At 71.5% G+C, this 19476-nt stretch carries 18 protein-coding genes and 1 riboswitch; of the genes, 5 read left to right on the forward strand and 13 right to left on the reverse strand.

Annotation, left to right across the window (positions count from 1 at the left end):
* Positions 1 to 178: 178 nt before the first annotated feature.
* From ACFWV2_RS18955 to ACFWV2_RS18970, 4 genes are all read left to right on the forward strand, one after another.
* Positions 179 to 685, forward strand: coding sequence for an Lrp/AsnC family transcriptional regulator (locus tag ACFWV2_RS18955; RefSeq protein WP_360794460.1), 507 nt, complete (start codon positions 179 to 181; stop codon positions 683 to 685).
* A complete protein-coding gene (locus ACFWV2_RS18960; protein ID WP_360794462.1) occupies positions 670 to 2049 on the forward strand; it encodes an aspartate aminotransferase family protein in 1380 nt (459 codons plus the stop codon). The genes ACFWV2_RS18955 and ACFWV2_RS18960 overlap by 16 nt, the downstream gene beginning before the upstream one ends.
* Positions 2050 to 2282: 233 nt before the next feature.
* On the forward strand, positions 2283 to 3011 hold the full coding sequence (locus tag ACFWV2_RS18965; RefSeq protein WP_384406166.1) for an ABC transporter ATP-binding protein: 729 nt from the start codon (positions 2283 to 2285) through the stop codon (positions 3009 to 3011).
* Positions 2993 to 4138, forward strand: a complete 1146-nt coding sequence (locus tag ACFWV2_RS18970) for a hypothetical protein (RefSeq protein ID WP_384406167.1) — start codon at positions 2993 to 2995, stop codon at positions 4136 to 4138. Before ACFWV2_RS18965 ends, ACFWV2_RS18970 begins: the two co-directional genes overlap by 19 nt.
* A gap of 370 nt (positions 4139 to 4508) precedes the next feature.
* On the opposite strand, the gene ACFWV2_RS18975 is transcribed toward ACFWV2_RS18970, so the two are convergent.
* The 9 genes from ACFWV2_RS18975 to rpsB all read right to left on the reverse strand — a co-directional run bounded on the left by ACFWV2_RS18975 (position 4509) and on the right by rpsB (position 14237).
* Complete coding sequence (locus tag ACFWV2_RS18975) at positions 4509 to 5522, reverse strand: ABC transporter ATP-binding protein (protein WP_384406168.1); 1014 nt, start codon at positions 5520 to 5522, stop codon at positions 4509 to 4511.
* On the reverse strand, positions 5522 to 7135 hold the full coding sequence (locus tag ACFWV2_RS18980) for an ABC transporter permease (protein WP_384406248.1): 1614 nt from the start codon (positions 7133 to 7135) through the stop codon (positions 5522 to 5524). Before ACFWV2_RS18980 ends, ACFWV2_RS18975 begins: the two co-directional genes overlap by 1 nt.
* A gap of 38 nt (positions 7136 to 7173) precedes the next feature.
* A complete protein-coding gene (locus ACFWV2_RS18985) occupies positions 7174 to 8268 on the reverse strand; it encodes a thiamine ABC transporter substrate binding subunit (RefSeq protein ID WP_384406249.1) in 1095 nt (364 codons plus the stop codon).
* 101 nt (positions 8269 to 8369) lie between these two features.
* A riboswitch (TPP riboswitch) is annotated at positions 8370 to 8480 on the reverse strand.
* A gap of 29 nt (positions 8481 to 8509) precedes the next feature.
* Positions 8510 to 9616, reverse strand: coding sequence for a 23S rRNA (adenine(2503)-C(2))-methyltransferase RlmN (gene rlmN, locus ACFWV2_RS18990; RefSeq protein WP_360794469.1), 1107 nt, complete (start codon positions 9614 to 9616; stop codon positions 8510 to 8512).
* Positions 9617 to 9697: 81 nt separating this feature from the next.
* Positions 9698 to 10792, reverse strand: a complete 1095-nt coding sequence (locus tag ACFWV2_RS18995) for a phosphatidate cytidylyltransferase (RefSeq protein ID WP_384406169.1) — start codon at positions 10790 to 10792, stop codon at positions 9698 to 9700.
* Positions 10792 to 11349, reverse strand: a complete 558-nt coding sequence (gene frr / locus ACFWV2_RS19000) for a ribosome recycling factor (RefSeq protein WP_360794473.1) — start codon at positions 11347 to 11349, stop codon at positions 10792 to 10794. Before frr ends, ACFWV2_RS18995 begins: the two co-directional genes overlap by 1 nt.
* Positions 11350 to 11443: 94 nt before the next feature.
* Positions 11444 to 12208: a UMP kinase gene (gene pyrH, locus ACFWV2_RS19005; RefSeq protein WP_360794475.1), complete on the reverse strand. Its 765-nt coding sequence runs from the start codon at positions 12206 to 12208 to the stop codon at positions 11444 to 11446.
* A gap of 164 nt (positions 12209 to 12372) precedes the next feature.
* Entirely contained in the window at positions 12373 to 13209 is an 837-nt protein-coding gene (gene tsf, locus ACFWV2_RS19010; protein ID WP_384406170.1) for a translation elongation factor Ts, read from the reverse strand.
* A gap of 101 nt (positions 13210 to 13310) precedes the next feature.
* Positions 13311 to 14237 (reverse strand): 30S ribosomal protein S2, encoded by a 927-nt coding sequence (rpsB, locus tag ACFWV2_RS19015; protein ID WP_384406171.1) that lies wholly within the window; start codon positions 14235 to 14237, stop codon positions 13311 to 13313.
* A 257-nt stretch (positions 14238 to 14494) separates the two neighbouring features.
* Here rpsB and ACFWV2_RS19020 point away from each other — a divergent pair, with 257 nt between their 5' ends.
* Positions 14495 to 14944, forward strand: a complete 450-nt coding sequence (locus ACFWV2_RS19020; protein ID WP_384406172.1) for a murein hydrolase activator EnvC family protein — start codon at positions 14495 to 14497, stop codon at positions 14942 to 14944.
* 18 nt (positions 14945 to 14962) lie between these two features.
* Here the strand turns inward: ACFWV2_RS19020 and ACFWV2_RS19025 are convergent, their stop codons facing one another.
* The 4 genes from ACFWV2_RS19025 to ACFWV2_RS19040 all read right to left on the reverse strand — a co-directional run bounded on the left by ACFWV2_RS19025 (position 14963) and on the right by ACFWV2_RS19040 (position 19475).
* On the reverse strand, positions 14963 to 15511 hold the full coding sequence (locus tag ACFWV2_RS19025; protein ID WP_384406250.1) for a TetR/AcrR family transcriptional regulator: 549 nt from the start codon (positions 15509 to 15511) through the stop codon (positions 14963 to 14965).
* A 72-nt stretch (positions 15512 to 15583) separates the two neighbouring features.
* Positions 15584 to 16420, reverse strand: a complete 837-nt coding sequence (gene whiG / locus ACFWV2_RS19030) for an RNA polymerase sigma factor WhiG (protein WP_384406173.1) — start codon at positions 16418 to 16420, stop codon at positions 15584 to 15586.
* 239 nt (positions 16421 to 16659) lie between these two features.
* Complete coding sequence (dprA, locus tag ACFWV2_RS19035) at positions 16660 to 17850, reverse strand: DNA-processing protein DprA (protein ID WP_384406174.1); 1191 nt, start codon at positions 17848 to 17850, stop codon at positions 16660 to 16662.
* The gene (locus ACFWV2_RS19040; RefSeq protein WP_384406175.1) at positions 17847 to 19475 is read right to left on the reverse strand and encodes a YifB family Mg chelatase-like AAA ATPase; all 1629 of its coding nucleotides are present in this window, start codon (positions 19473 to 19475) and stop codon (positions 17847 to 17849) included. The genes dprA and ACFWV2_RS19040 overlap by 4 nt, the downstream gene beginning before the upstream one ends.
* Position 19476: the final 1 nt, after the last annotated feature.

Raw genomic sequence — 19476 nt, forward strand, 5'->3', positions numbered from 1 at the left:
CTGTCACGTTCTGTCGTCGCACGTCCTTGTGCGGTGTCCCGATGGGCGAGACACCTCAGCCTAGTCGCTCGACTGACGCTTTCAACAGCCCCGACCCCCCGCAACTTCGGATTCGGTGAGATTGAGGGCCTCTCGCAACGAATTACATCGCTCTGGGGTTGCACGACGGCCAATCTCGGTGCACAGTGAACCCGTGGCCAGTCGAAGCGCAGACTCCAGAACCGGAACCGGTTCGTCCCCGACGATCGACGCCGTCTCCCTGGCGATCATCGAACAGCTCCAGGAGGACGGTCGCCGTCCCTACGCGGCGATAGGAAAGGCCGTCGGCCTCTCCGAAGCCGCCGTGCGGCAGCGCGTCCAGAAGCTGCTCGACCAGGGCGTCATGCAGATCGTCGCCGTCACCGACCCGCTCACCGTGGGTTTCCGACGGCAGGCGATGGTCGGCATCAACGTCGAGGGTGACCTTGATCCGGTTGCGGAAGCCCTGACAGCCATGGCCGAATGCGAGTACGTGGTGATGACCGCGGGCTCCTTCGACCTCATGGTGGAGGTCGTCTGCGAGGACGACGACCACCTGCTGGATGTGATCAACAAGCGCATCCGCACCCTCCCCGGCGTGCGCTCCACCGAGAGCTTCGTCTACCTCAAGCTCAAGAAGCAGACCTATATGTGGGGAACCCGATAACCGTGACCCAGGACCTCTCCAAGACCGCCTACGACCACCTGTGGATGCACTTCACCCGCATGTCGTCGTACGAGAACTCGCCCGTTCCCACCATCGTGCGTGGTGAGGGCACCTACATCTTCGACGACAAGGGCAAGCGCTACCTCGACGGTCTCGCGGGTCTGTTCGTCGTCAACGCCGGACACGGCCGCGAGGAGCTGGCCGAGGTCGCGTACAAGCAGGCCAAGGAGCTCGCGTTCTTCCCCGTGTGGTCGTACGCGCACCCCAAGGCCGTCGAGCTCGCCGAGCGTCTGGCCGACTACGCCCCGGGTGACCTGAACAAGGTCTTCTTCACCACCGGTGGCGGCGAGGCCGTCGAGACCGCCTGGAAGCTCGCCAAGCAGTACTTCAAGCTGCAGGGCAAGCCCACCAAGTACAAGGTCATCTCGCGTGCGGTCGCCTACCACGGCACCCCGCAGGGCGCCCTGTCCATCACCGGCCTGCCGGCCCTGAAGGCCCCCTTCGAGCCGCTGGTCCCCGGCGCGCACAAGGTGCCGAACACCAACATCTACCGCGCCCCGATCTACGGCGACGACCCCGAGGCCTTCGGCCGCTGGGCCGCCGACCAGATCGAGCAGGAGATCCTCTTCGAGGGCGCCGACACCGTCGCGGCCGTCTTCCTCGAGCCGGTGCAGAACGCCGGCGGCTGCTTCCCGCCGCCGCCCGGGTACTTCCAGCGGGTCCGCGAGATCTGCGACCAGTACGACGTGCTGCTCGTCTCCGACGAGACGATCTGCGCCTTCGGCCGCCTCGGCACGATGTTCGCCTGTGACAAGTTCGGCTACGTGCCCGACATGATCACCTGCGCCAAGGGCATGACCTCGGGCTACTCCCCGATCGGTGCCTGCATCGTCTCCGACCGCATCGCGGAGCCGTTCTACAAGGGCGACAACACCTTCCTCCACGGCTACACCTTCGGTGGCCACCCGGTGTCGTCGGCGGTCGCGATCGCCAACCTCGACATCTTCGACAAGGAAGGCCTGAACCAGCACGTCCTCGACCAGGAGGGCAACTTCTTCGACACCCTGAAGAAGCTGCACGACCTCCCGATCGTCGGCGACGTCCGCGGCAACGGCTTCTTCTACGGCATCGAGCTCGTCAAGGACAAGGCCACCAAGGAGTCCTTCACGGACGAGGAGACCGAGCGCGTCCTGTACGGCTTCCTCTCCAAGGCCCTGTTCGAGAACGGCCTGTACTGCCGTGCCGACGACCGTGGCGACCCGGTCATCCAGCTGGCCCCGCCGCTGATCGCCGACCAGGGCACCTTCGACGAGATCGAGGGCATCCTGCGCTCGGTGCTCACCGAGGCGTGGACCAAGCTGTGACGGCCCCTCAACATCACGCCGCCCTCACGGCGTGACCCCCGGCCCGGGCGTGCCTCCATCCGAGTGGATGGCGGCGGCCCGGGCCGTGTGCTGTCCGTACAAACGGATCTGAATCCTTACGGTGCATCCCTGGCCGTGCCCTGGATCCTCACGGAGCCAGTGACCGACAGGCCCGTCTCTTCGTTCCCCCGGACGAGGGAACACAGATCGGATCCGACATCGAGGTGTACGCGATGGCCCCACCGGACAACGACGTGCTCTGGGCGCGTTCCCTGCACTGCGCCCTGGGCGGTACGGACGCGCTCAGCGGCGTCTCCCTGGGCGTCCGCGAAGGCGAGATCCTCGCCCTCGTCGGCCCCCGCGGCAGCGGCAAGACCACGCTCATGCGCTGTCTGTCCGGCCAGCTCCTCGCCCAGCAGGGCGAGGTCTGGTTCAACAGCAGCCCCGTGCACACCCTGGGCCCTGCCGCCCGCGAGCGGCTCCGGCGCGACCGTTTCGGCTGGATCGACCCCGAACCGGGCCTCGTCCCCGAACTCACCGGCTGGGAGAACACCGCCCTGCCCCTGCTGCTCCGCGGGGTCTCCCACCGGGCCGCGAAGACCGCCGCCCTGGAATGGCTGGAGCGCCTCGACATCGGCTCCTGCGCCCGCAAACGTCCGCACGCCCTCACCGGGCCCGAGCGCCAGCGGATCGCCACCGCCCGCGCCCTGGTCACCACCCCCTCGGTGCTGTTCGCCGACGAACCCACCGCCACCCTGCACCGGGCCGACGGCGCCCAGCTCCTGCGCACCCTGACGGCCGCCGCCCGCTCGCACGACATCACCGTGCTCCTGGCCACCCACGACGGTGAGGTCGCCGCCCTCGCCGACCGCACGGTCTCGCTGCTCGACGGACGCAGGGTCGGCGCCGTACCCCCGGCGTCAGGGGCGGAGGGCGTCGCCGCGTGCTCGCTCTCCGTCTAGCCCGCGGGGCCCACCCCCTCGTCCTGACCAGGCGACTCCTCGTCGCCGCCGCGGCGGCGGGGGTGGGCTTCCTCCTGCTGTGCACCCTCGGGTACGCCGTGGGGCATCCCGAGCGCTCCTCCGCGTCCGTCCTGCGGCTGCTCTGGTGCCTCCTGCCGCTGGCCGCCACCGTCCAGTTCGCCGTCGCGGTGGCCCGTACCGATCCCAGCACCCGTCCCCGGCCCGGGCTCTCGGCGGTCGGCCTCGGCCCCGCACGGCTCACGGCGATCGCCGCCGCCTCGACCGCCGTCTCGTGCACGCTCGGCTCGATGGTCGCGCTGCTGTTCTACCTGCACCTGCGCGGCGACATCACGGGGCTGCCCTTCGACGGGGCCGCCGCGGAACTCCTCGCCGCCGGCCAGCCGATCCCGCTCGCCGCGGCCCTCACCCTGCTCGCCGTGGTCCCCGTCGTCGCCGCCACCGCCGCGGGCCTCGCGCTGCGGCCGCGCCCCGCGCCCGCCGAACCGGAGGGCTCGGAGCAGCCGGTGCCGTCCGGACTGCCGTGGGGCGTCGCCCTGATCGCGGTCGGCCTGGCGGTCGAGACGTACGCGGGCCGTGGCGGAGGCGGCGCCGGGCTCCCGCTGCCGGGCCGCTTCGACGGAAACCCGGCGGGCGTCCTGGCCGGCTGGGTCCTCACCGCCTGCGGCCTCGCGATGGCGGGCCCCGGCATCACCCACGGCTGCGGACGCCTCCTCCAGGGGGTCCGGCCGGGCGCCACCCGGCTGCTCGCGGGCCGCGTCCTGATGGACGAGTCCCGCCGTATCGGCCGGCCCCTCGGCGTGGTGAGCGCGGTGCTCTCCGGCGCCCTCGCCGCGGCGAACCTGCACGAGACCGGCTCCGGCGCCTTCGGCCCCCTCACCGGCCTGGGCGCGGCGCTGATCCTGGCCTGCACCACGGCCACCCTGCTGACCGCGGCCCTGGAGTCGCGGCAGCGCCGCGCCCACACCACCGAGGCCCTCCTCCGCATCGGGGCCCCGCCGACCGCCCTGCGCACGGCGGCCCTGCTGCGCGCGGGCGTCCTCCTGGCCGTCTTCCTGCCGCTGACCTGGCTCGTGGCGGAACTGGCGGCGCTACCGCTCACCGGCTGAGACCCACGAGGGGGACCGCCCACACGGGCGGCCGTCACCGGCTGAGACCGGCGACGGGGGGCCATCCAGACGGGCGTCGTCAGCGGCTGAGCCCCACGCCGGGCCACCCACACGGGCGGCCGTCACCGGCTGAGACCGGCGACAGTAGTCGCCCCCACGGGGCGCCCTCACCGGCTGAGCCCCACGCCGGCGGCCGCTCCAACGGGCAACCCCCAGCCGGTTGAGACCCACGCCGGGGGTCGCCCCCACAGGCAGCCCCCAGCCGGTTGAGACCCACGCCGGGGGTCGCCCCCACGGGCGGCCCCCGTCGCCGTTCCCGTCCCGTCCCGTCCCGTCCCGTACGGATCAAGCCCTACGGCCGGCACCCCGGTCAGTCACCGAGGACCACGACCTCGTCCGCCCGGAAGGCCACCCCCACCTCGGCGCCCTCCTCCGGCGCCTCCCGCAGGGGGAACTCCGCCTCCAGCGGCGGCCCGTCCACCGGACCCAGACGTACGGCGACCCGGTCGCCCCGGAACGTCCGGGACTCGACCCGGCAGCGCAGGCCCTCGGCCGCGAGCCGCACCCCGCCCGGCCTGACCAGGAGCCGCCGCTCGCCCTGAGGCGCGCCCTCCGGCACCGGGATCCTCCCCCACGCGGTGTCCGCGACCGGCCCGCTCACCCGCGCCGCCACCACGTTGTCGAAGCCCAGGAAGCGGGCCACGAACTCCGAGGCCGGCCGCGACCACACCTCGACGGGCGCGCCCGACTGGGCGATGCGCCCGTCCCGCATGACCACCACCCGGTCCGCGAGCGCGAAGGCCTCCCCCTGGTCGTGGGTCACCGCCAGGACCGTCGTGCCGAGCCGCCCGAACAGCTGCCGCAGCTCCACCACCAGCCGTTCCCGCAGCCCCCGGTCGAGCTGGCCGAGCGGTTCGTCCAGCATCAGCAGCCGGGGCCGGGGCGCCAGGGCGCGGGCCAGCGCCACCCGCTGCTGCTCGCCGCCGGAGAGCGCGGCGACGGACCGCCGCTCGGCGCCCGGCAGGCCGACGAGGTCGAGCAGCTCCGCCACCCGTCCGGTCTGTTCGGCGCGGCCCGCCCCCCGCATCCGCAGCCCGAAGGCGACGTTGCCGCCCACGTCCCGCTGCGGGAACAGCTGATGGTCCTGGAACATGAGGCCGACCCCGCGCCGGTGCACCGGCACCCCGCTCTGGTCGGCGCCACCGAGCAGCACCCGGCCGCCGTCGAGGTCCTGGAGTCCGGCGACGACCCGCAGCAGCGTGGACTTGCCGCTGCCGCTGGGCCCGAGGACGCACACGATCTCGTGCTCGGCGACCTCCAGGTCCACGGCGTCCAGCGCGGCCCGCTCCCCGAACCGTACGGTCGCGCGATCGAGTCTCAGCATCAGAACTCCCCGGAGGTCCGGTCGGTCCGGAGCCGTTCGAGCAGCAGCAGGGACACCGCGCACACCACCATCAGGATCGTCGAGAGGGCCATCGCCTGGCCGTAGTTGAGTTCGCCGGGCCGCCCGAGGAGCCGGGCCACCGCCACCGGGAGCGTCGGGCTCTCGGGCCGGGCGATGAAGACCGTCGCACCGAACTCGCCGAGCGAGACCGCGAAGGCGAACCCGGCGGCGATGAGCAGCGCCCGCCGCACCAGCGGCAGGTCCACCTCCCGCCAGGCCCGCCACGGCGAGGCACCGAGTACGGCCGCAGCCTCCCGCAGCCGCTCGTCGACCGCGCGCAGCACCGGCAGCATCGTCCGTACGACGAAGGGGACACCGACCAGGGCCTGCGCGAGGGGTACGAGGATCCAGCTGGCCCGCAGGTCGAACGGCGGTTCGTCCAGGGTGATGAGGAAACCGAAGCCGACCGTCACGGCGGACACCCCGAGCGGCAGCATGAGGAGCGCGTCGAAGCCGCGTACCAGCCGGCCTGCCCGCCGGGTGAGCGCCGCCGCCGCGAGCCCGCCGATCAGCACCGCGATGCCGGTGGCGGCCACCGCGTACCGCAGGGAGTTCCCGATCGCCTCCAGGGGCGGTACGAGGAAGGTGCCGGACTCGTCGAGCGAGCCGAGCGCCCGGTAGTAGCCGAGGCCGTAGCCGCCGGACCCGGCGAAGGAACGCTCCACGAGCACCCCGAGCGGCAGCAGGATCAGCAGCGCCACCGAGACGAGGACGCCTCCGAGCAGCGCCCACTGCCCGGCGCCGCGCGGGCGGCGCGCGGTCCGCTCCGGCGGTACGAGCCGCAGCGCCGTCTCCCGCCTCCGTACCGTCCGGGCGTGCACGGCCAGGATCGCGCCGACCGCCACGAACTGGACGAGGGTCAGGACGGCGGCCGTCGGCAGGTCGAGCAGCCGGGCGGTCTGCCGGTAGATCTCCGCCTCCAGGGTGGAGTAGGCGTCCCCGCCCAGGATCTGCACGACGCCGAAGGAGGTGAAGGTGAAGAGGAAGACCATCAGGGCGGCCGCCGCCACCGCCGGCACGAGGGCGGGCAGCGTCACCGTCCGCCAGGCCGTCAGGCGTGAGGCGCCGAGGACCCGGGCGGCCTCCTCCTGGCGCGGGTCCAGCTGGGACCAGAGCCCGCCGACGGTCCGTACGACGACCGCGTAGTTGAAGAAGACGTGGGCGAGGAGGATCGCCCACACGCTGGTGTCGAGCCGCAGCCCCCACAGCTCGTCCGTCAGACCGTTCCGGCCGACGAGCGCGAGGAACGCGGTGCCGACCAGGACCGTCGGCAGCACGAACGGCACCGTCACCACGGCCCGCAGCACGCCCTTGCCGGGGAAGTCGAAGCGGGCGAAGACATACGCGCCGGGCAGCGCGACGAGCAGCGTCAGCGCCGTGGAGGCGAGCGCCTGCCACGCCGTGAAGCCGAGCACGTCGAGGATGTCCGGCCGGCTCAGCGTCTCGCCGATCCGCCCGAACCGCCACGCCCCCTCGGGCCGCAGCCCCCGTTCGACGATCGAGACGACCGGCCAGGCGAAGAAGACCCCGAAGAACGCGGCGGGCAGGGCCATGAGCCCCAGCCGCGCCGCGCTCCCCCGCAGGCCGCGCGTCACTTCAGGACGAGCGACGACCACTGCTGGATCCACGGGTCACGCTTCTCGGCGATCTTCTCGGGGGCCATGGTCTCCGGCCTGTCGACGACCACGCCGTGCTTCGTGAAGAGCTCCGGCAGGGCGGCGTCCGTCGCCACCGGGTTCACGAACATCTGGAGCGGCATGTCCTCCTGGAACTCCTTCGAGATCAGGAAGTCGATCAGCGCCTTGCCGCCGACGGGGTTCTTCGCCCCGTCCAGGAGGCCGGCGAACTCGGTCTGCCGGAAGCAGGTGCCGGTGGAGACGCCGGTCGGCGCCACCTTCGGCTGCGGCTCGCCGTACAGCACCTCGACCGGCGGGCTGGAGGCGTAGGACACGACGAGCGGCCGGTCGCCCTTGGCCTGCTTGCCGCCGGCGGAACCGGAGAACTCCTGGTTGTAGGCGAGCTCCCAGCTGTCGACGGTCTTCACACCGTTGGCCTTGAGCTTCGTCCAGTAGTCCTGCCAGCCTTCGTCGCCGTACTTGGCGGCCGTACCGAGGAGGAAGCCGAGGCCCGGGGAGGACCGCTCGGGGTTCTCGACGACGAGCAGGTCCTTGTACGCCGGCTTCGCCAGGTCGTCGAAGGTCTGCGGCGGCGCCAGCTTCCTGTCGGCGAAGTACTTCTTGTCGTAGTTGACGCAGATGTCGCCCGAGTCGATCGGCGTGACCCGGTGCTCCTTGTCGAGCCGGTACGCGGCCGGGACGCGGTCCAGGCCCTTCGCCTCGTACGGGACGAAGATGCCGTTGTCGAGGGCGCGGGACAGCAGGGTGTTGTCGACGCCGAAGAAGACGTCACCCTGCGGGGAGCCCTTGGTCAGGATCTCCTTGTTGACGGCCTCGCCCGCGTCCCCGCTCTTGAGGACCTTCACGGTGAAACCGGTCTGCTCGGTGAACTTCGCGAGCACCTCCTTGGAGGCGTTGAAGGAGTCGTGGCTGACGAGGGTCACGGTCTTCGGGGCGGGCGCGCCGGACGCGCCCGCGGCGTCACGGCCGTCGTCCGTGCCGCAGGCGGTGAGGGCGGTGACGCCCAGGGCCGCGACGAGCGCGGCGGCCGCCGCCTTCTTGGTGCTCACTGAGATTTTGGTGCTCACTGAGATTTCCTCCTGGGTATGACCAGGAAGAGACGCGGCCCTGCCCACGACCGGCGGACCGGACGCGGGCAGGGCGCAACAGCTTGAGTTAACGACCGAACTTCCTACCCAGAATGACCTGGGCAAGGTTCAGAGGGTCTGCGGTCCTACGGTGACCGCACTCTCAGCGCTGTGGCGCTCCCCTGTCGGAATATGGAGATGTGTTCGAGCTCAGAGTACAAGGTCAGCGTTCGGCGGCGGCCAGCTGTCCACAGGCACCGTCGATCTCCTGACCCCGGGTGTCCCGGACGGTCACCGGGACGCCGTGGCGCGCGATGGCCTCGACGAAGGCCTTCTCGTCCTCGGGACGGGACGCGGTCCACTTCGAACCGGGCGTCGGGTTCAACGGGATCAGGTTGACGTGCACCCGTCGGCCCTTGAGGAGCCGGCCGAGGAGGTCACCGCGCCAGGCCTGGTCGTTGATGTCCCGGATGAGCGCGTACTCGATGGAGATCCGGCGTCCGGACTTCTCCGCGTACTCCCAGGCCGCGTCGAGGACCTCCCGCACGTTCCAGCGGGTGTTCACCGGAACCAGGGTGTCCCGCAGCTCGTCGTCCGGGGCGTGCAGCGACACCGCGAGCCGGCACTTGAAGCCCTCGTCGGAGAAGCGCAGCATCGCCGGCACCAGACCCACGGTGGAGACGGTGATCCCGCGCTGGGAGAGGCCCAGGCCGTCCGGCTCGGGATCGGTGAGCCGCCGGATGGCGCCGACGACCCGCTTGTAGTTGGCGAGCGGTTCGCCCATGCCCATGAACACGATGTTGGAGAGCCGCGCCGGCCCCCCGGGCACCTCGCCGTCCCGCAGGGACCGCATGCCGTCGACGATCTGGTGCACGATCTCGGCGGTCGACAGGTTCCGGTCGAGCCCGGCCTGCCCGGTCGCGCAGAACGGGCAGTTCATCCCGCACCCGGCCTGCGAGGAGATGCACATGGTCACCCGGTCCGGGTAGCGCATGAGCACCGACTCGACGAGCGTGCCGTCGTGCAGCCGCCACAGGGTCTTACGGGTGGTGTCGTCGTCGCACGAGATGTGCCGCACCACGGACATCAGGTCGGGAAGCAGCTCCCCGGCCAGCTTCTCCCGCGAGGCGGCCGGGATGTCCGTCCACTCGGCGGGATCGTGCGCGTACCGCGCGAAGTAGTGCGTGGACAGCTGCTTGGCACGGAAGGGCTTCTCGCCGATCGCGGCGACGGCCTCCTTCCGCTCGGCGGGCGTGAGGTCGGCCAGGTGCCGCGGCGGCTTCTTGGCTCCGCGGGGGGCGACGAAAGTGAGTTCTCCGGGCTTGGGCATGGTGATACCAGTGTCGCAGAGATACGAAGAAGGGCCCGCCGCCCCTGTGGACAACGAGCCCCTCACGTGAAGAACCGCAGGTCAGGCGGTACCGACGAACAGTGCCAGGAGCAGCCACACCACCGGTGCCGTCGGCAGCAGGGAGTCCAGGCGGTCCATGATGCCGCCGTGGCCCGGAAGCAGCGTGCCCATGTCCTTGATGCCGAGGTCCCGTTTGATCATCGACTCGCCGAGGTCGCCGAGCGTCGCGCTCGCCGCCACCGCGAGACCGATGATCAGGCCCTGCCACCAGATGCCGTCGTCGATCAGGAACTCCATGCACAGAGCTCCCGCCGCCATCGCGAACGTCACCCCGCCGACCAGACCCTCCCGGGTCTTGCCGGGGCTGATCCGCGGAGCCAGCTTGTGCTTGCCGAAGCGCCAGCCGATCGCGTACGCCCCCGTGTCGCTGACCACGGTCAGGAGCAGGAAGGTCAGCACCCGCTGCGGACCGTCCTCGGCGGTCAGCAGCAGCGCCACGAAGGTCGCGAGGAACGGCACGTAGAACGCGGCGAACACGCCCGCCGTGACGTCCTTCAGATAACCCCCGGGAGGCTCCGTCATCCGCCACACCAGCACCGCGAGCGCCGTCAGCGCCATTGCCACCCAGGCGCCCTCGGCACCCCGGACATAGCCGGCGACGATCATCGCCGCGCCGCCGACCGCGAGCGGAACCAGCGGTGCCTTGATCGCCTTGCGCTCCTGGAGGCGGGAGGTCAGTTCCCAGAGACCGACCACGACGGCGACCACGATCACCCCGACGAAGGCCGGCTTCCAGACGAACAGCGACGCGAAGACGACGGCGCCGAGACCGACCCCGACCCCTATGGCCGCACCCAGGTCGCGCCCCGCGGTCTTCTTCTTCCGGGGTGCGGGCGGCGGAGGCGGGGCGGGGCTGTGCATGGGCTCCTGCGGGTGCTCGTGCGGCGTCTCCTCACGGAACAGGGGACCGCTCGGGTGAGCGGCCCCCCGTCCGTGACCGTCCTGGAATCCGCCGGCGGGAACGTCGGGCACGATGGGCATGGGCCGAGTCTGCGCCGCCAGATGCCGATCGTATGCGGGACCCGCCGGGACGGGCCCCTGGTCGGGTCCCCTACGGCCGGAACCGGCCGGGGCCCCCCAGGAAGAGTCGTTCATCAGACCTCGAGCAGCTCGGCTTCCTTGTGCTTGAGCAGCTCGTCCACCTGCGTGACGTACTTCGCGGTGGTGTCGTCGAGCTCCTTCTCGGCGCGGCGGCCCTCGTCCTCGCCGACCTCACCGTCCTTGACGAACTTGTCGATGGTCTCCTTGGCCTTGCGGCGCACCGAGCGGATCGAGATCTTCGAGTCCTCGGCCTTGGTCTTGGCGACCTTGATGTACTCCCGGCGGCGCTCCTCGGTCAGCTCGGGGAAGACCACCCGGATGATGTTGCCGTCGTTGCTCGGGTTGACGCCGAGGTCCGAGTCCCGGATCGCCTGCTCGATGTTGCGCAGCGCGCTCTTGTCGAACGGGGTCACCACGGCCATCCGGGGCTCCGGTACGGAGAAGGACGCCAGCTGGTTGATGGGGGTGATGGCGCCGTAGTACTCCGCCACGATCTTGTTGAACATCGCCGGGTGCGCACGGCCGGTGCGGATCGCGGCGAAGTCCTCCTTGGCGACCACGACCGCCTTCTCCATCTTCTCCTCGGCCTCGAGGAGGGTCTCTTCGATCACCACATGCTCCTGCGTGTCGTCGCGTTGTGTCCTGCACGGTGTACGACCGGCAGGGCTCTGTCCAGCCCCTTGCGGGGCCGTTCCCCGGTTCGGGTCAGGCCCGGGTGCCCTGGTCGCTCACGAGCGTGCCGATCTTCTCACCCTTCACCGCGCGAGCGATATTGCCCTCGGTGAGCAGTTCGAAGACGAGGATCGGGAGGTTGTTGTCCCGGCACAGGGTGATGGCGGTGGCGTCGGCGACCTTGAGGTTGCGGGCGAGCACCTCGCCGTACTCCAGGGCGTCGAACTTGACCGCGTCGGGGTTGGCCTTCGGGTCGGAGTCGTAGACGCCGTCCACGCCGTTCTTGCCCATGAGCAGGGCCTCGGCGTCGATCTCCAGCGCACGCTGGGCGGCGGTGGTGTCGGTGGAGAAGTACGGCATGCCCATGCCCGCACCGAAGATGACCACGCGGCCCTTCTCCAGGTGGCGCACGGCGCGCAGCGGGATGTACGGCTCGGCGACCTGGCCCATGGTGATGGCGGTCTGGACGCGTGAGTCGATGCCCTCCTTCTCCAGGAAGTCCTGGAGGGCGAGGCAGTTCATCACGGTGCCGAGCATGCCCATGTAGTCGGAACGGGCCCGGTCCATGCCGCGCTGCTGGAGCTCGGCGCCGCGGAAGAAGTTGCCGCCACCGATCACCACCGCGATCTCCGCGCCGTCGCGGACGACCGCCGCGATCTCACGCGCGATGGCGTGCACGACGTTGGGGTCGACACCCAGGCCGGTACCGCCGGAGAAGGCCTCTCCGGACAGCTTCAGCATGTAGCGCCCGGCCGTCCTGCCGTTGTTGTCGTCGCCCTGTACGGCGCCCTGGTTCATGGAGATCTCCTCGTGCACATACGAAGGAGGCCATTGCCTTGGGTCCTCGCGGTTTCCCGTACGGCAATGGCCTCCTGTCAGATCTGCGGTCGTCCTGCGCGTGCGCCGACGACTGCCTCAGACCCTACCGGGGGGTCCGGTGTCCGTCGCGTCAGCGTACGGACTCAGATGCCGACCTTGATGCGGGTGAAGCGCTTCAGGGTGACACCGGCCTCGTCCAGGACCTGCTGGACGGACTTCTTGTTGTCAAGGGCGTACGGCTGACCGAGCAGCGTCGCGTCCTTGAAGAAGCCGTTCACGCGACCCTCGACGATCTTCGGGAGCGCGGCCTCGGGCTTGCCCTCGGCGCGGGTGGTCTCCTCGGCGACGCGACGCTCGGTCTCGACGACCTCGGCCGGGACGTCCTCACGGGTGAGGTACTTCGGCGCGAAGGCGGCGATGTGCTGGGCGACACCCTTGGCGACGGCGGCGTCGGCCTTGTCGAACTCGACGAGGACACCGATCTGCGGCGGCAGGTCGGGCATCGTGCGGTGCATGTACGCGTAGACGAAGCCGTCGGCGTACTGCGCGAAGCGGTCCAGGACGATCTTCTCGCCGAGGTTGGCGTTGGCCTCGTCGACGAACGCCTGCACGGTCTTGCCGGCCTCGATCTCGGAGGCGAGCAGCGCCTCCAGGTCGGCCGGGGAGGTGGCGGCGACGTGCGCGGCGAGCTGGTCGGCGACGGCCTGGAACTTGTCACCCTTGGCGACGAAGTCCGTCTCGCACTTCAGCTCGACGAGGACACCGGAGGTGTTGTCGTCGGCGATGAGGGAGACCACGGCGCCGTTCTCGGCGGAGCGGCCCTCGCGCTTGGCGACACCCTTCTGGCCCTTGATGCGCAAGGCCTCGACGGCCTTGTCGACGTTGCCGTCGGCCTCGTCGAGGGCCTTCTTGCAGTCCATCATGCCGGCGCCGGTGAGCTCGCGGAGCTTCTTGACGTCAGCGGCGGTGTAGTTCGCCATGAGTCTGTTTCTCTCTCGAAGTCTGAAAGATCGGGCGGGTCTACGGGTGGACGGCGGGGGCTTTGTGGGCCCCCGCCGTCGTCACCCGAAGGTCCGGAAGGTCAGGCCTGCTCGGCGTCCGCGGCCGGAACCTCGGCCGGGGCCTCGGCAGCCTCGGCGGCGGGGGCCTCGGCGGCGTCCTCGGCCGGAGCCTCGACGGCCTCGGCGGCAGGGGCCTCGGCGGCGGGGGCCTCGTCCGAGTCCGCCTTCTTCTCACCCTCGAGCAGGTCGCGCTCCCACTCGGCGAGCGGCTCGCCCTGGGCCTTCTCGCCCGGCTTCGAGTCGCCGGTCGCGGCGCCGGAACGGGCGATGAGGCCCTCGGCGACGGCGTCGGCGATCACGCGGGTGAGCAGGGTGACGGAGCGGATCGCGTCGTCGTTGCCCGGGATCTTGTAGTCGACCTCGTCGGGGTCACAGTTGGTGTCGAGGATCGCGACGACCGGGATCTTGAGCTTGCGCGCCTCGCCGACGGCGATGTGCTCCTTCTTGGTGTCCACGATCCAGACGGCGCTGGGCACCTTGGACATCTCGCGGATACCGCCGAGGGTCTTCTCCAGCTTGGCCTTCTCGCGGGAGAGGACCAGGAGCTCCTTCTTGGTGAGGCCGGACGCGGCCACATCCTCGAAGTCGATCTGCTCGAGCTCCTTGAGGCGCTGCAGACGCTTGTAGACGGTGGAGAAGTTGGTGAGCATGCCACCGAGCCAACGCTGGTTGACGTACGGCATGCCGACGCGCGTCGCCTGCTCGGCGATGGCCTCCTGGGCCTGCTTCTTCGTACCGACGAACATGATGGAGCCGCCGTGCGCGACGGTCTCCTTGACGAACTCGTAGGCGCGGTCGATGTACGACAGCGACTGGAGCAGGTCGATGATGTAGATGCCGTTGCGCTCGGTGAAGATGAAGCGCTTCATCTTCGGGTTCCAGCGACGGGTCTGGTGACCGAAGTGGACGCCGCTTTCCAGCAGCTCCCGCATCGTGACGACGGCCATGGCCGTATCTCCTTGGGTTTCTCGGTTATGTCCTGACGCCCCGACGCGCCGTGCCACAAGGGACCGAAAGGCGCTGCCACCGACCGGTGAGGGCTTGGTGGCGGGGCGTGCGAAGTCGACCCGGTGACCCGGGTCGCCATAGGAAGTGTACGGGACCCCGGGAGCGGCGGGTGACGGCTCTTTCCACAAGCCGGGGGCGGTCCACAGAAACCGTCCGCGCCCCGGTGGACCGGGGTCGTTGCCGGGAGCCTTTCCGTATGCACTTCACGGCACTGATCCTCATGCTCGGGTTGCTGTGGCCCGTGGTCCCTCCGCCGCCGGAGGTCCTCCGCGGCTGGCAGCCCCCGGCCGGCCCGTACGCCCCCGGGCACCGCGGCGTCGACCTGGCCGCGCCGCCGGACACCCCGGTCCTGGCCCCGGCCGCCGGGACGGTCACCTTCGCGGGCCCGGTCGGCGGCCGCGGCGTCCTCACCCTCACCCTTCCGGGTACGGGCGTCCCGCCGCTGCGCACGACCTTCTCCCCGGTGACCCCTCTGGTGGCGAAGGGCGCTCAGGTCGAGCCGGGCACCCCGATCGCCCGGGTCGCCCCCGGCACCCACTGCCCGGAGACCTGCCTCCACTGGGGGCTGCTGCGCGGGGACGTCTATCTGAACCCTCTGGTCCTGATCCGGAGAGCCCCGTCGCGCCTGCTGCCGACGGGCGGCTGAGCGGGAAGGGGCCGGGGCTCAGGCCGGGGTTCCGTTGACGCCGTGGAGAGCCATCGTGACCGCCGCCTCGGCGATCTCCGCCGGGTTCTCGGCGGCGCCGAGTTCGATGCGGCGGACGGCGGCGTCCACGACGCCCTGGAGGAGCATGGCGCCCAGACGGGGCTGGGGCTGGCCCAGGGTGGCGAGGGCTTCGACGATCATGGCGACGAGGCCGCCGTGAGCCGCGCGGATCTTCTCGCGGGCCCCGTCGTCGAGCTCGCTCGCCGAGATGGCGACGACCGCGCGGTGGCGCCGGTCCCCGACCAGCTCCAGCTGCTTGCGGACGTAGGCCTCGACCTTGCCCTGCGGGGTCTCGGCCCCGTCCATCGCGGCCTCGACCTCGGCGGCCCAGAGGGGGAAGTCGACGGCGCACAGCTCCTCGACGACGGCCGCGCGCGATCGGAAGTACTCGTACACCGAGGAGCGGGCGAGGCCCGTGCGCTCGGCGAGCGCGGGGAAGGTGAGCGCCTCCGTACCGCCCTCGGACAGCAGGGAACGCGCGGCGTCCAGGAGGGCGCCGCGCTGCATGGTCCGGTGCTCGGCCACCGAGGCCGCTCGAATCCTGGGCACGGCTCCACTGTACGACCGGCTCGCGTCGGGTCAGCGTCCGACGTCGGCCAGCTTGGCGCGGAGCTGGAGGACGGACTTGGTGTGGATCTGGCTGACGCGGCTCTCGGTGACGCCGAGGACGTGGCCGATCTCGGCCAGGGTCAGGCCCTCGTAGTAGTAGAGCGTGACGACGGTCTTCTCCCGCTCGGGGAGGGTGTTGATGGCGCGGGCGAGCAACCGGCGCAGCTCGCGGCCCTCCGCGACCTCGACGGGGTTGTCGGCGGCCGTGTCCTCCAGGGTGTCCATCAGGGAGAGCCGGTCGCCGCCCTCGCCGCCGACGTGCAGCAGCTCTTCCAGCGCGACCACGTTCGCCAGCGACAACTGGCTGAAAACAGCGTGCAGTTCCTCCAGCGTGATCTCCATCTCCGCGGCCACCTCGGTCTCGGAGGGCGTGCGCCGGAGCTGGGCTTCGAGGGTCGCGTAGGCACGCTCGACGTTGCGGGCCTTCTGGCGGACGGAGCGGGGGATCCAGTCGAGGGCGCGGAGCTCGTCGATCATGGCGCCGCGGATGCGGGTGATCGCGTACGTCTCGAACTTGATGGCCCGCTCGACGTCGAACTTCTCGATGGCGTCGATGAGGCCGAAGACGCCTGAGGAGACGAAGTCGGCCTGTTCCACGTTGGACGGCAGCCCCACGCTGACCCGGCCGGCGACGTACTTGACGAGGGGCGAGTAGTGCAGGATCAGCTGCTCCCGCAGCCGCTCGTCGCCCGTGTCCTTGTACGACCGCCACAGTTCGTCGAGGGAGGTCGGTGCGGGTGGTCGCACGGTGCCCCGGGCTGCTGGGGGCACCGCAGCGCGGTCAGACCCGGAGGTGTGCTGGGGCATGCGTTGCCTTGAGCCGTTCTGCTGTCGTGTACGCCGGTGCGGACGTCCTGGACGGAATGCAGGTGAGCGTAGCGTGAGTGCGCGGTCGCGGTGCGCGAACGTCGGCGGATCGCGCCGCTCCGGGTGGACGCCGTCGGCCACATCTTCGAACCCGGGCCGTGGCGCGCGTCGGCCCCTCGGGCGCGGCCGAGAGAACTCGGTTGTTCATCGCCATCACCCTTTCACCCGAATGCTCCAGGTCAAGGACCGCCTCGCCGCGCGTTCGGCGTCGACGCGCTCGGCCGCGTCAACTCCCAGCCTTCACCGCGCCGTTCGACGAATCCGAGCGAGTGGAGTTCGTACAGCTTGGCGAGGGTCTCGTCGGGGGTGGTTCCGGCGCGGCGGGCGATGACGGTCGTGGGGGTGGGGCCGCGGGCGGGGACGGCCTCCAGGATGTGGGCCGCCGCGGGGGCGAGGAGGTCGCGGGGAAGGACGGGCCCCCGGCGCGTCGGGGCGAGCTGGCCCATGTCCCCGACGAGCTCGACGATCTCGTCGGCGTCGGTGACGAGGGCGGCCTCGCCGCGGAGGAGTTCGTGGACCCCCGCGGAGAGCGCACTGGTGACGGGGCCGGGGACGCCCATGGTGTGGCGGCCGAGCCGGGCGGCTGCGCGGACGGTGACCAGGGAGCCGCTGCGGTGCTGGGCCTCGATGACGACGGTGCCTCGGGTGAGGGCGGCGATGACCCGGTTGCGGAGGATGAAGCGGCTGGGGGTGGGATGACTGTCGGGTGGCAACTCGCCGACGACGAGACCCTGTTCGGTGATGCGCCGGATGAGCTGGTCGTGGCCGCGGGGGTAGGGGGAGTCGACGCCGCAGGCGAGGACGGCGACGGTGGCCCCGTCGGCGGCGAGGGCGCCTCGGTGGGCGGCGCCGTCGATGCCGTAGGCGGCGCCGGAGACGACGACCCAGCCCTTGCGTGCCAGCCCGGTGGCGAGGTCGCCCGCGGTGTGGGCGCCGTACGGGGTGCAGGCGCGGGCGCCGACCAGGGCGACGGAGCGCAGGGCCCAGGTCCGCAGGTCGGCGGGGCCCCTGACCCAGAGGCCGATGGGGCGGGCGTCTTCGAGGTCGTCCAGTTGACGGGGCCATTCGGTGTCGCCGGGGATGAGGAACCGGCCGCCGAGGTCCTGGATGGTGGCGAGGTCGCGGTCGGGGTCGGCGGCGGTGGCGCGAAGTCGCCAGGAGGCGACGCGTTTGTGTCCGGTGCCGGGGAAGGGGTCGTCGCCGGCTGAGGTGCCGGGAGGGGAGGTGCCGTCGGTGTGGAGGAGCCGGTCGAGGAAGCCGGTGGCCCCGTAGCGGTGCAGCCAGCGCCCGGCGTGTTCGTCACCGGGCTCGACGGCGCGGCTGAGGGCGGCGCGGGCACGTCGTTCGTCCAGGAGGGCGGGGAGGTTCATGCGTGCTCCCCCGCTCCGACGGGGACGGGCACGCCGCGGGTGACGCCGGTGCGCAGTTCGAGGGCGAGGGCGATGTCCTGACTGTCGGGCCGGTCGTGTCCGGCGAGGTCGGCGACGGTCCACGCGACGCGGAGGACGCGGTCGACGCCTCGGGCGGTGAGCAGTCCCCGTTCGATGTCGCGTTCGGCTGCGGCGAGGGCTCCGGGCGCGGCGAGGTAGCGGGTGCGGAGTTCGTGGCCGGGGATCTCGCTGTTGACGCCCCAGGGGGTGTCGGCGAGCCGGGCGGCGGCGCGGGCGCGGGCTTCGCGGACGCGGGCCGCGACGACGGCGCTGGTCTCGCCCCGGCCGCCCTGGCCGAGGAGGTCGGCGCGGGTGACGGGTTCGACGTCGACGCGCAGGTCGACGCGGTCGAGGAGCGGTCCGGAGAGGCGCGCCTGGTAACGGCGGACGAGCGCGGCCGGGCATTCGCAACCGGCACCGTGCAGGGTGTGCCGGCCGCAGGGACAGGGGTTGGCGGCGAGGGCGAGGAGGAAACGGGCGGGGAGGCGTACGACGCCGGCGGCGCGGGCGATGACGACGTGCCCGGATTCGAGGGGCTGGCGGAGGGCGTCGAGGGCCTTTCCGGAGAACTCGGGGGCTTCGTCGAGGAAGAGGATGCCGCGGTGGGCCAGGGACACGGCTCCCGGCCTGGGGAGTCCGTTTCCGCCGCCGACGAGGGACTGCATGGTCGCGGAGTGGTGGGGCGCGCAGTAGGGGGCGCGACGGACCAGGGGTTCTCCGGGCGGGAGGATGCCGGCGACGGAGTGGACGGCGGTGACTTCCAGCGATTCCTGTCGGGTGAGGGGCGGGAGGATGCCGGGGAGGCGCTCGGCCAGCATGGTCTTCCCGGCGCCGGGCGGGCCGGAGAGCAGCAGGTGGTGGCTGCCGGCGGCGGCGACCTCCAGGGCGCGGCGGGCGCGGTGCTGGCCGGCGACGTCGGCGAGGTCGGGGCCTCCGGCGGAGCCGGTGGGGTCGGGGGCGAGTCCGGTCCCGATGCCGGCGCCGGGGACGAGGAGTCCCGCGAGCATGGCGTCGGGGCGGCCCTCTTCGGTGGGCTCCTCTTCGGGGACGGGTTCGTCGGTGAGGACGGCGATGAGCTGGCGGAGGCTGCGGACGCCGAGGACGGACACGCCGGGGACGAGCGCGGCCTCGCCCGCTGTCTGTTCGGGGACGACGACCTGGCGGTATCCGGCGTCGGCCGCGGCGAGGACGGCGGGCAGGATTCCGCGGACCGGGCGGACGCGTCCGTCGAGGCCGAGTTCGCCGATGAGGACGAGGTCGGCGATGGCGCGCGGGTCGATCCGTTCGGCGGCGCCGAGGACGGCGGCGGCGACGGCGAGGTCGAATCCCGAGCCGCCCTTGGGGACGGACGCCGGGCTGAGTCCGACGGTGAGTTTCTTCTGGGGCCATTCGGCGCCGGAGTTGACGATGGCGGCGCGGACCCGGTCGCGGCTCTCGCTGAGGCTCTTGTCGGGGAGGCCGACGAGGGTGAAGGCGGCGACGCCGGGTTCGAGGTCGGCCTGGACCTCGACGACGACGCCTTCGACGCCGAGGAGGGCGACGGAGCAGGTGCGGGCGAATCCCATC

The organism is Streptomyces sp. NPDC058671, assembly GCF_042716475.1.
In the GTDB taxonomy this organism is placed as follows: Bacteria; Actinomycetota; Actinomycetes; order Streptomycetales; family Streptomycetaceae; genus Streptomyces.

Bases quoted from the DNA above. Each gene is read 5' to 3' on its own strand.
- ACFWV2_RS18965 (WP_384406166.1), top strand. From the start codon at position 2,283: ATGGCCCCACCGGACAACGACGTGCTCTGGGCGCGTTCCCTGCACTGC.
- ACFWV2_RS18975 (WP_384406168.1), bottom strand. From the start codon at position 5,522: ATGCTGAGACTCGATCGCGCGACCGTACGGTTCGGGGAGCGGGCCGCG.
- ACFWV2_RS18980 (WP_384406248.1), bottom strand. From the start codon at position 7,135: ATGGCCCTGCCCGCCGCGTTCTTCGGGGTCTTCTTCGCCTGGCCGGTC.
- rlmN (WP_360794469.1), bottom strand. From the start codon at position 9,616: ATGCCCAAGCCCGGAGAACTCACTTTCGTCGCCCCCCGCGGAGCCAAG.
- ACFWV2_RS18995 (WP_384406169.1), bottom strand. From the start codon at position 10,792: ATGAACGACTCTTCCTGGGGGGCCCCGGCCGGTTCCGGCCGTAGGGGA.
- pyrH (WP_360794475.1), bottom strand. From the start codon at position 12,208: ATGAACCAGGGCGCCGTACAGGGCGACGACAACAACGGCAGGACGGCC.
- tsf (WP_384406170.1), bottom strand. From the start codon at position 13,209: ATGGCGAACTACACCGCCGCTGACGTCAAGAAGCTCCGCGAGCTCACC.
- rpsB (WP_384406171.1), bottom strand. From the start codon at position 14,237: ATGGCCGTCGTCACGATGCGGGAGCTGCTGGAAAGCGGCGTCCACTTC.
- ACFWV2_RS19020 (WP_384406172.1), top strand. From the start codon at position 14,495: ATGCACTTCACGGCACTGATCCTCATGCTCGGGTTGCTGTGGCCCGTG.
- ACFWV2_RS19025 (WP_384406250.1), bottom strand. From the start codon at position 15,511: ATGCAGCGCGGCGCCCTCCTGGACGCCGCGCGTTCCCTGCTGTCCGAG.
- whiG (WP_384406173.1), bottom strand. From the start codon at position 16,420: ATGCCCCAGCACACCTCCGGGTCTGACCGCGCTGCGGTGCCCCCAGCA.
- dprA (WP_384406174.1), bottom strand. From the start codon at position 17,850: ATGAACCTCCCCGCCCTCCTGGACGAACGACGTGCCCGCGCCGCCCTC.
- ACFWV2_RS19040 (WP_384406175.1), bottom strand. From the start codon at position 19,475: ATGGGATTCGCCCGCACCTGCTCCGTCGCCCTCCTCGGCGTCGAAGGC.